This is a genomic window from Streptomyces sp. NPDC058812, from assembly GCF_042744565.1.
Taxonomy (GTDB): domain Bacteria; phylum Actinomycetota; class Actinomycetes; order Streptomycetales; family Streptomycetaceae; genus Streptomyces; species Streptomyces thinghirensis.
Window position 1 is genome coordinate 225,429 of the sequence record NZ_JBHYOB010000005.1, and the last position, 10,623, is coordinate 236,051.

The window sequence follows — 10,623 nt, forward strand, 5'->3', positions numbered from 1 at the left end:
GCCGGATGACGGCTCCACGGCCCGCCAACACGCCGGATCCGTACGTCCGTCCAGCCCGGGCTGACGAACCACCTGCCCCACCGACACCATCCACCGAACACCGGAGTACACCCATGTCCTTGGCCGGCGAAACCGCTCTGCCGCACCCCGAGAAGGCCACCGCCAGGCAATCCCCAGCGGACACGGGCAGCGAGTTCACACCCCTGCTGCGCGACGTCAAGGGACAGGAGCTGCTCGAACGGCGCACCGGCTGGTACGCGCGCACCATAGTGACCAACGCCTTCAGCCTGGCCGCCGTCGTCACCGGCATGGCACTCATCGGCGCTTCGTGGTGGGTGCTCGCCCTCGCTCCCGTCCTCGCCGTCCTGAGTGCCCGCACGGCGTTCATCGGCCACGACGCGGGCCATGCGCAGATCAGCGGCGACCGCGCCACGAACCGCCGCATCGGGCTCATCCACGGCAACCTGCTGCTCGGCATGAGCTACGCGTGGTGGAACGACAAGCACAACCGCCATCACGCCAACCCCAACCACATCGACAAGGACCCCGACGTCGCCGCCGACGTCCTCGTCTTCACCAGCGAGCAGGCCGCCACCCGCACGGGCTTCCGCGGCCGGCTCACCCTCCTCGAAGGCCTCGCCCTGAAGCTCTACGGTTTCCAGGACCTGCGCCGCCAGACCGGCCGTGAACGCCTGGTGGAGGGGGCGCTCCTTGTCGCCCACATCGCCGGGTACGTCACCCTGCTCCTGACGACCATGCCGCTCGCGCACGCGCTCGTCTTCGCCGCGCTCCATCAAGCCCTGTTCGGGCTGCACCTGGGCATGGCCTTCGCGCCCAACCACAAGGGGATGGACATGCCCGACGCTGACGGCGAGAAGTGGGGACACCTGCGGCGCCAGGTCCTCACATCCCGCAACGTCAAGGGCGGCGTCCTCACCGACTGGTTCCTCGGCGGCCTCAACTACCAGATCGAGCACCACCTGTTCCCCAGCATGCCCCGCCCCCACCTGAGGCTCGCCCGGTCCATGGTGCGGGCCCACTGCCGCGACCTCGGAATCCCCTACGCGGAGACCGGTCTCATCGACTCCTACCGTCAGGCCCTGCGGCACATGCACGAAGTGGGAGAACCGCTGCGTGCCGACATCTGAGGATCCGCCGAGTCCGCCTGACAGCTGTGTGTCTCCGGACGCCGTCCCGCCGCACATAAGGTGGGGCCCATGACCTCAGTGGAGGAGGAACGCCCCCGCGCGCTGTTCGCGGGGGCTTCGCGGCGGTGGGTGCGACTGCTGCCGTGGGGCGTGGCGTTCGTGCTGTGCGTCGCCCTGCTGCCCACCACCATCCAGGTGCTCAGCGTCGACTACGGGTTGCACGGCGGCATCGCGAGCGGGCTGGCCATCGCGCAGTCGGCACCGCTGCTGCTCGCGGTCGTCCGCCCGCTGCAGGCCTGGTACGTGATCTTCGTCGCGGACGTGGCCGGGGCCCTCGCCCTGCTCACCGTCGACCTCGGCGAGCGGCAGGTGTGGCCGTTCCCGCCCATGGAGATCGTCGGGTACGTCGCCCTCTGCCTCGCCCTCGGCCTGCGCGAGCGGCGCCGGACGCTGCTGCTGGTGTGGCTGGCGACGGCGGCCGCCAACGTCGGCCTGGGGTTCGTCTCGCCCGACGGCACCAGCGGCAGGAGCGCCCTGCTCACCATCCTCAGCGGCGTCGCACTCCTCCTCGCCGGCGCGCTCCGCGAGCGGTACGAGGTGCAGCGCAGGCTGGCCGAGCAGGAGACGATCAGCGAGGCCGAGCGCGGCCGGCGGACGCTGCTGGAGGAACGCGCCCGCATCGCGCGCGAACTGCACGACGTGGTGGCGCACCACATGTCCGTCATCACGGTGCAGGCGGACACCGCGGCGTACCGCATCGACGGGCTGCCACCGGACGTGCAGGAGGAGTTCACGTCCATCGCGGCGACCGCGCGCGAGTCGCTCGGCGAGATGCGACGGCTCCTCGGCGTACTGCGGAACGAGGAGGCGCACGGCGAGCTCGCGCCCCAGCCTGGCCTGACGCGGATCGGGCAGATGGTGGAGGCGACGGTAAGAGCGGGCGTGCCGGTGGAGTTCACCCCCTGCGACGCCGACGTGCCCGAGGCGGTGGGCCTCTCCGCGTACCGCATCGTCCAGGAGGCCCTGGCCAACGTCGTGCGGCACGCGCCGGGCGCTCCGACGCGGGTGTCGGTGTCGGAGTCCGGTTCGCAGGACAGCGCGCGGCTCACCGTCCTCGTCGTCAACGGGCCGCCGCCCGAGCCGCCCGCCGCGCCGCTCGAGGAGGGCGGCACCGGGCACGGACTCGTCGGCATGCGCGAACGGGTGCGGCTCGCCGGCGGCACCCTCGACGCGGGGCCACTGCCGGCCGGCGGCTTCCGGGTCGCCGCCCAACTACCCCTGACTGAAAAGGACATCACGTGACAACGCGCGTCATCGTCGTCGACGACCAGGCCATGGTGCGGGCCGGTTTCGCCGCGCTGCTGGCCGCCCAGAGCGACATCGACGTGGTGGGCGAGGCCCCCGACGGTGCGCAGGGCGTCGAGCTGAGCCGGCGCACCCATCCCGACGTCGTGCTGATGGACGTCCGCATGCCCGAGATGGACGGCCTCGAGGCCGCGCGCCGCCTCCTCGCGCCCCCGCCTGGCGTGACCCACCGGCCGCGCGTCCTGATGCTCACCACGTTCGACGTCGACGACTACGTCTACGAGGCGCTGCGGGCGGGCGCGAGCGGCTTCCTGCTGAAGGACGCGCCGCCGGCCGACCTCATCGCGGCGGTACGCGTCGTGGCCTCGGGCGACGCGCTGCTCGCCCCCTCTGTCACGCGCCGCCTCATCGCGGACTTCGCCCGGCAACGTCCGGCCGCCCGGGGCAAGCCCGCGCTGCGGCTCAAGGCCCTGACGGAACGCGAGACCGAGGTCCTCACCCTGGTGGCCCGCGGCCGGTCCAACGCGGAGATCGCGGAGACTCTGGTGCTGGCCGAGCAGACGGTGAAGACGCACGTGAGCCGCGTCCTCACCAAGCTGGACCTGCGCGACCGTGCCCAGGCGGTGGTCTTCGCGTACGAATCGGGGCTGGTGGCCCCGGGCGAGTAGGACGGCCCCTGCCCGGGGCTGCGACCCGGAACCCTGAGCACCTTGCCTCGGAGGCGGAGGCGGAGGCGGAGGCGGAGGCGGAGGCGGAGGGGCCCTGCGGCCTCTGGTGCTCGCACGGTGCCGACGCCGGCCTCTGAACCGCGTCGGGCGGGCCGGGCGGGCCGGGCGGAACGGACAGAACGGGCAGGACGGGCAGGACGGGCAGGACGGGCAGGTCAGGGTCTCGTTGGGGGCGACTCGCTCCACAACCTCGTACGGCGCAGGTGGCACCCCGCCACCCACCCGGCGAAGCGGCTCCCTCGCCGGGGCTTCACCCCAGACCCAGGGCGGCAGCCCCGGGCGGAAGGCAGGGCCGGCCTCTCCTCCACCCCCTACCGCGGTAGCACCTCCACTTTGGCTCCCGGGTATGACGCCCGGCGCACAGCCGTCCCCGCACGCTTCACCTCGTCGGCAAGAGAAGATCGCGAGAGGGCGGAACATGAGGCTACGCAGCAACAGGCGGCAGAAGGCGGACCACCGACCGGAGGCCCCGGCCGCCACACCCGGCCTCGCCGTCGAACTGCGGGGAGTCCGACGGCAGTACGGCCGCGGCGCGGGCGCCGTGCACGCCCTCGCGGGCGTCGACCTCGCCCTCCCGCGCGGCACGTTCACCGCGGTCATGGGCCCGTCCGGGTCCGGCAAGTCCACGTTCCTGCAGTGCGCCGCCGGCCTCGACCGGCCGTCGGCGGGATCCGTGCGCCTCGGCGGTACGGAGATCACCGGTATGAGCGAGGACAAGCTCACCGAGCTCCGCCGCAGCCGCCTCGGTTTCGTCTTCCAGGCGTTCAACCTGCTGCCGTCGCTGACCGTGGAGCAGAACGTACTGCTGCCCATGCGCCTCGCCGGGCAACGCCAGGACCGCCGCCGTGCGGCCGCGATGCTCGCGCAGGTCGGGCTCGCCGACAAGGCGCGGCGCCGGCCCGGCGAGCTGTCCGGCGGCCAGCAGCAGCGCGTGGCCGTCGCCCGCGCCCTGGTCACCAGCCCCGACGTGGTCTTCGCGGACGAGCCCACCGGCGCCCTCGACACCGGCACCGCGACCGAGGTCCTCGGCCTGCTCCGGCAGGCGGTGGACACCCTCGGCGCCACCGTCGTCATGGTCACCCACGACCCGGCCGCGGCCGCCTGGGCCGACCGTGTGTTGTTCCTCGCCGACGGCACCTTCGCCGGCGGCCTGGAGCGCGGTTCGGCGGAGCAGATCACGGCGCGGATGGCGCTGCTGGCCGGCCGCACGGGCGCGATGGCCGGGGCCGCGGCATGAGGAGCTTCGCCCCGAACGGCCTCGCTCGCGCGGCCATACGCTTCAAACCCGCTTCGTTCGCGGGCACGTTCGTCGCGCTGATGATGTCCGCGCTGATCGTCGCGGCCTGCGGCACCCTGCTGGAGACAGGCATCCGCGCCTCGGTGCCGGCGGAGCGGTACGCGAAGGCGCCGGTCGTCGCGGCGGCCGACCAGTCCGCGCGACTCGTCTCCGACACCATCGACGGTCCCGAGGAAACCGCGTACCCGCTGCCGGACACCGCCCGCGTGGACGAGGGGCTCGCGGTGAAGGCGGCCCGGGCGCCGGGCGCCGCGGCCGCGGTGCCGGACTTCACCTTCCCGGTGCGGCAGGGCGACGGGGCGCTCACCGGCCACGGCTGGGGCTCGCACGCCTTCACCGGCAGCGCGCTGTCCGCGGGCGCCGCGCCGCGCGCGGGCGAGGTCGTGCTCGACGCCGCCGCGGCCCGTGCGGCGAAGGCCGGCGTCGGCGACACCGTCGCGCTCGAAACGGCCGCAGGCCGCGCGGAGTTCCGGGTGTCCGGGCTGGCCAAGGCCGGGGCCGGTGACACCGCGGCGGCGGGCGCGGCCGGCGGCAAGGCCACGGCCTGGTTCGCCGACGCCGAGGCAGCCACACTGGCCGGGCACCCCGGCAAGGCCGACGCCATCGCCGTGCTGGCCGCGGACGGCACCGACACCAACGCCCTCGCCGCCGCCGTCGAGACGTCCCTCGCCGGCTCCGGCGCGCAGGTGCACACCGGCGACGGCCGCGGCGAAGTCGAGGAGCGGGGCCTGGCGTACGCCAAGGAGACGCTCACCGCACTCGGCAGCTCTTTCGGCGGGATCGCCACCCTGGTCGCCGTCTTCACCGCGGCCGGCACGGTGGCCCTGTCCGTCGGCCAGCGCATGCGCGAGTTCGCGCTGCTGCGCGCCGTCGGCGCCACCCCGCGGCAGATCCGTCGCGCGGTCGCCGCGGAGGCGCTGCTCGTCGCGCCCGTCGCCGGGCTGGTCGGGTGCCTGCCGGGGATCGTGCTGGCGAGCTGGTGGTTCGGGCAATTGAAGGACCGCGGCGCCATCCCGGAGGCGGTCGATCTGCACGTCTCGTGGCTCCCGCTGCTCGTCGCCGTCGGGACCGGACTCCTCACGGCGCTCGGCGCCGGCTGGATGGCCGGGCGCAGGCCCGCGAAGATCAAGCCGGGGCAGGCGCTCACCGAAGCCTCGGTGGAGCGGCTGCGGCCGGGCATCATCCGTACCGTCCTCGGGCTGGGCGCCCTGGTCGGCGGCGCGGTTCTCGCCGGCGTCGCCGCCTCCGCCGCCGGTGCCGACGCGGCCAACGCCTCCCTCGGCGTCGTCATGCTCTTCATGCTCGCCGTCGGCCTGCTCGGCCCGCTGGTGGCCCGGCTGTGCGCGGCGCTCTTCGGCCTGCTGCTGCGCGGCGGCGGCGCCTCGGCGTCGCTGGCCGCCGCCAATTCCCGGACCAACGCACGCCGGTTGGCCTCCGCGATCACCCCCATCGTGCTGGCGATGGCCTTCGCCTCGACGCTCGTCTTCATGCACACGAGCGAGAGCCATGTCGCCGCGGAACAGCTCCGCGACGGCATCACGGCGGACCACGTCGTGACCAACCCGGCGGGCCTGCCCTCCGGCGCCGCCGACCGGGCCGCCCGCGCTCCCGGCGTCGACGCGGCCGTGAGCCTGCTCGACACGCAGGTGCTGGTGCCCGTCGACTCCGGCGGCGAGACGTCGCTGCAGGGGTGGGCGACCCAGGGCATCTCGGGCTCCGGCGCCCAGCTCGCCGAGGTGCAGGACCTGGACGTACGCAGCGGCAGTCTGGACCGCGTGGGAGCGGGCCGTATCGCCATCGACAAGACCCTCGCCACCGCGGCGAAGGTCAAGGTCGGCGAGAAGCTGCCGCTCCACCTCCCCGACGGCGCCGAGGCCCGCCCGGAAGTCGTCGCGGTCTACGGCCGCGGACTGGGCTTGGCGGCGGTGACCATGGACCGCGCGTCCCTGGCCGGCCACGTCACGTCGGGCTTCGACAGCACGCTGCTGGTACGCGGCGGCGACGCGGAGCCGCTCGCCGCACTCGGCGAGGTCACCGACGCCTCGGGCTACGCCGTCAAGCAGAATGTGGACCGCGAACTCGGCGCCTGGGCCAACTACATGATGGCCGCCGTCCTGGGCGGCTTCGCCGCCGTCGCCGCAGTCAACACCCTGGTGATGACGGTCCTGGACCGCCGCCGCGAACTGGCCACGCTCCGCCTCGTCGGCTCCACCCGCCGCCAGGTGCTGCGCATGCTCCGCTGGGAGAGCCTGCTGGTATCGGCGGCGGGCGTGGCCCTGGGCACAGCCATCGCCCTGATCACACTGACCCCGATGATGCGCGGCCTGACGGGCGAGCTTCCGCACGTACCCCCACTGCTGTACGCCACATTCGCCGCGACCGCGGTATCCCTCGGCCTCGCCGCCGTGACTCTCCCGGCCCGCGCGGCACTGCGCGACCGGGAAACCTGAGACCACGACGCGCAACGGGCACTTCGTGCCCGGAGGCCGAGCGCGGCCGCGCGGGGAAGCGCATCACCCCCTGGCAGCGGCCGCCCCTGTTCCAGTCGACAACCCGTCAGACCGTGCCGGCACCGTCGCGCGCCCGTAGTACCCCGTAGTGAAGGAGTCCTCAATGCAGCAGAGCAGGACCGGAAGCACAGACGCCGGACCGCACACGAGATGGAACGGGCGGCTCATCGGCCTGGTGGCCGTCCTGGCCTTGGTGAATTTCGTGGTCGACTCGGCCATCACCGCGCCGCTGCTCGTCCTCCCGGAGATGCTCGACCACTTCGGCACCGACCAGGCGGCGTGGCTCAACGCCACCGCGATGCTGGCGGGAGTGATGTGGGCACCCCTGCTCGGCAAGAGTGCCGACATCTACGGCAAGCGCAGGGTGCTCGTGGCGACGTTGCTGATCAGCTGCGCGGGCGCCCTGCTGTGTGCCGTGGCCCCCAGCATCTGGGTGTTCGTGCCAGGCCGCATGCTTCAGGGAGCCTCTCTGGCCGCCGTGTTCCTCTCCGTCGCGATCGTTCGAGGTGTCTGCGCACCCCGCATCGCGATGGTCACCGTGGGCATCGTCACCTCCAGCTCCGCGGTGCTCAACATCGCGTCCCGTTTCCTCATCGAGAAACTGGCCGTGGAGTTCGGCTTCCAGATCTTGTTCGTCCTGTCGGCCGTCGTCGCGGCCGCGATGGCGGTCTGCGTGCACAACGTCATCCCCGAATCCCCGGTCAGGGCACCGGGCAGGATCGACATCGGCGGCGCCCTCCTCCTCGGCGGAGGCCTCGCCGGGGTGCTCAGCTACGTCAGTCTGGGCGCGGACCTCGGCTGGCTCACCGCCGGCCCGCTGGCTCTCCTCGTCGGGGGCGTCGTGGCATTGGCCAGGTGGTTCCTGGTCTCGAGTCGAAAGCCCGACCCCCTGATCGACGTCAGGGACCTCGATGGGCCATTGGTGCTCATGCTCCTCGTCGTCTTCCTCGGAGCTGGTTCGTACCAGAGCATGCTTCAGCTCATCCCTCTCATCGGTGACGTCTCGGCGGATCAGCAACTCGGGTACGGGCTGGCCGACCAGGGGTCGGTGGCGCTCTTGCTCGCGGCGCCGGGACTCGGAGTCATGCTCGGAGGTCCGGTGGCCGGATGGTTCGCCGCACGTTTCGGACCGGCCTCGACGCTGGCCGGGGCGGTCATGCTCGGAACGGTGGTGACCATCGGGATGTTCCTGGGCGCTTCCCAGCTTCCCGCCGCCCTCTGCTTCGCATTCCTGCTGGGTGTCACGGTAGGAGCGCTCGGGACATCCGGCTTCAACATGGCGGGTGCCTTGGCGTCCGCCGAACGGCAGGGCATCGTGTCCAGCCTGGTCATGGTCATGGTCTCGATCGGGTCGGTGGTGCTGAACTTCGTGGGCGCAGCCGTGCTCAAGTCGACCGCCGTGGTCGTCGACGGCGAGACGACGAATTCGGCCACGGGCGTGTTCAGCTACATCGCGATCGCTTCCGGCGCGTTCGCGACAGCCGCAGTGCTGGTCGTCATGCTCGTGCGAAGCACGCGCCTCAGCCGCAACTCGCCGTCGCCCGAACTCGAGCGGGACGCGGTGTGATGAACCCTCTGAAGAGGTTGACAGAAGTCGGCAGTTTCCTCGCGGCAGGACAAGCCGATTCGGTTCTCGAATGCCGCACAACAGAATGGGGAGTCGGCGAATGGGCTTGAGAAGCGCATCGAAGGGCACAGTCCTGATTTCCGGCGCGAGCATCGCGGGTCCCGCCGTGGCGTTCTGGCTGCACCGGTACGGATTCGCGGTGACGGTGGTGGAGAAATCCACCGGACTGCGAGGCGGTGGGTACCCGATCGACGTGCGTGGCACCGCGGTGGAGGTGGCGCGCCGGATGGGAATCCTGCCGCGGCTCCAGGCAGCGCATATCGATTCGCGCCGGGTGACCTTCCTCAATGCCGATGGCAGTGAGGCGGCGGTGGTTCATCCACAGGCGGTGGTCGGCGGGGTCGAGGGGCGTGACGTCGAGGTACCTCGCGGGGATTTGGCGGAGGTCCTGTACGAAGCCGTCCGTGACGAGGTGGAGTTCGTGTTCGACGACTCCATCGAAGCGCTCACGGAACACGAGCACGGTGTCGACGTCACCTTCCGCAGCGGTGTCCAGCGCGGCTTCGACCTGGTCCTGGGCGCGGACGGGCTGCACTCGCGTACCCGGGAGCTCGTGTTCGGCCCCGAGCGGCAATTCCATCGCGATCTGGGGTACTGCTTCGCCATCTTCACCATGCCCAACACCTTCGGACTCTCCCATGAAGTGCTCATCTGGAACACTCCCGGGCGGGCCGCGGCGCTCTACGCGGTCGGAGACAGCAAGGAGTTGTACGCGTTCCTCAACTTCGTTCACCCCGAACCACCGGGCGAGGTCCTCCGCGGCCCCGAGGCGCAACGTGATCTCGTCGCCACCACTTTCGCCGACGACGGATGGGAGATCCCGGCCATGGTCGCCGCCATGCGCCACGCGAACGATCCGTTCTTCGACACCGTGAGCCAAGTCCACATGCCGTGCTGGTCCAGCGGCCGGGTCGCGCTCGTCGGCGACGCCGCCTACGCCCCGTCGTTCCTGACCGGGCAAGGGTCCAGCCTCGCCCTCGTCGGCGCTTACATGCTCGCCGGCTCGCTGGCCGCCCATCGCGACCACACCGCGGCCTTCGCCGCCTACGAGCGCGACATCCGCGGATTCGTCGAACTGAACCAGGCACAGGTCGGTGAAGGCGACGCGGCACTCTTCCCCACGACCGCCGAAGCCCTGGAAAAGCGCAACAACAAACTTCGCAGTCTCACGGCCCTGCCACCGGAAACAGGGCGCCCGGCCCACACAGCCCTCACATTGCCCGAACACATCGGGGACCGACCCAGGAACGGTCAGTGGAGGGTGGGTCGATAGATGAGCTCCTGAATGTGACCGTCGAGCGTCCGACTCTCGACCAGTTCCAGGTCGAAGTCGGCCGCACCCTGGAAGATCGGGTCCAGCCCGGTCCGACCGGTGACGACAGGGAAGAGCGTCACCTGCAAGCGGTCGACCAGGCCGGCGGCCATCAGCGCCCGGTTCAACGACAGGCTTCCGTGCGAGCGCAACGGCACCTCGGACTCCTCCTTGAGCCGGGCGACGACGTCGACGGCGTCTCCGCTCGCGACGGTCGCGTTCGGCCAGTCGAGAGGGCCTTCCAGCGTCGTCGACACCACCGTTGCCGGCAGGTTCCTCATCCGAGTGACCCATGGGTCACGCACTTCGGACTCCTCGGTGCTTGCGGCCAGCATCCGCGCGAACGCCCGGTACGTGTTGGCCCCGAAGACCATCCGCTGCTCCGCGCCGTACAGGGCAAGACGGTGGTCGAGCAACTCGGGTCCTTGCTTGCCCCAGTAGCCGGTCCAGTCGGCACCGGCGGCCCCGTAGCCGTCGAGGCTGGAAAAGATGTCGAAGGTGTAGGTGGCGGTCATGTCGTTCTCCTCGACTCCGGTTGATCGCTGCGGGGGTACAGACCGGTGGTCTTCTCCGGGTGCGCTTCGGAGACCGTCACATCCATAGACTCAGCACGCTCGCGAAACTCATCGTCATGCCGACCACAAGTGGCCCCGACCACTCGAACGGCATGTGATCAGCGATCGATGGCACGAGGCG

8 protein-coding genes are annotated in these 10,623 nt (G+C 71.5%); 7 read left to right on the forward strand and 1 reads right to left on the reverse strand.

Annotated features, from left to right (window positions below; genetic code table 11):
• Window positions 1-113: 113 nt before the first annotated feature.
• The 7 genes from ACFW48_RS12855 to ACFW48_RS12885 all read left to right on the forward strand — a co-directional run bounded on the left by ACFW48_RS12855 (window position 114) and on the right by ACFW48_RS12885 (window position 9,888).
• Window positions 114-1,148 carry a fatty acid desaturase family protein gene (locus ACFW48_RS12855; RefSeq protein ID WP_386313544.1) on the forward strand — a complete coding sequence of 345 codons (1,035 nt, stop codon included), beginning with the start codon at window positions 114-116 and terminating at the stop codon, window positions 1,146-1,148.
• 69 nt (window positions 1,149-1,217) lie between these two features.
• Entirely contained in the window at window positions 1,218-2,450 is a 1,233-nt protein-coding gene (locus ACFW48_RS12860) for a sensor histidine kinase (protein ID WP_386313546.1), read from the forward strand.
• On the forward strand, window positions 2,447-3,121 hold the full coding sequence (locus ACFW48_RS12865; protein WP_386313548.1) for a response regulator: 675 nt from the start codon (window positions 2,447-2,449) through the stop codon (window positions 3,119-3,121). The genes ACFW48_RS12860 and ACFW48_RS12865 overlap by 4 nt, the downstream gene beginning before the upstream one ends.
• Window positions 3,122-3,599: 478 nt before the next feature.
• The gene (locus ACFW48_RS12870) at window positions 3,600-4,418 is read left to right on the forward strand and encodes an ABC transporter ATP-binding protein (RefSeq protein WP_386313550.1); all 819 of its coding nucleotides are present in this window, start codon (window positions 3,600-3,602) and stop codon (window positions 4,416-4,418) included.
• The gene (locus ACFW48_RS12875; RefSeq protein WP_386313553.1) at window positions 4,415-6,928 is read left to right on the forward strand and encodes an FtsX-like permease family protein; all 2,514 of its coding nucleotides are present in this window, start codon (window positions 4,415-4,417) and stop codon (window positions 6,926-6,928) included. Before ACFW48_RS12870 ends, ACFW48_RS12875 begins: the two co-directional genes overlap by 4 nt.
• 163 nt (window positions 6,929-7,091) lie before the next feature.
• Window positions 7,092-8,555, forward strand: coding sequence for an MFS transporter (locus ACFW48_RS12880; RefSeq protein WP_386313555.1), 1,464 nt, complete (start codon window positions 7,092-7,094; stop codon window positions 8,553-8,555).
• 100 nt (window positions 8,556-8,655) lie between these two features.
• On the forward strand, window positions 8,656-9,888 hold the full coding sequence (locus ACFW48_RS12885) for an FAD-dependent monooxygenase (protein WP_386313558.1): 1,233 nt from the start codon (window positions 8,656-8,658) through the stop codon (window positions 9,886-9,888).
• On the opposite strand, the gene ACFW48_RS12890 is transcribed toward ACFW48_RS12885, so the two are convergent.
• The gene (locus ACFW48_RS12890; protein ID WP_386313560.1) at window positions 9,867-10,442 is read right to left on the reverse strand and encodes a dihydrofolate reductase family protein; all 576 of its coding nucleotides are present in this window, start codon (window positions 10,440-10,442) and stop codon (window positions 9,867-9,869) included. The two genes, ACFW48_RS12885 and ACFW48_RS12890, sit on opposite strands and share 22 nt — an antisense overlap.
• Window positions 10,443-10,623 lie beyond the last annotated feature (181 nt).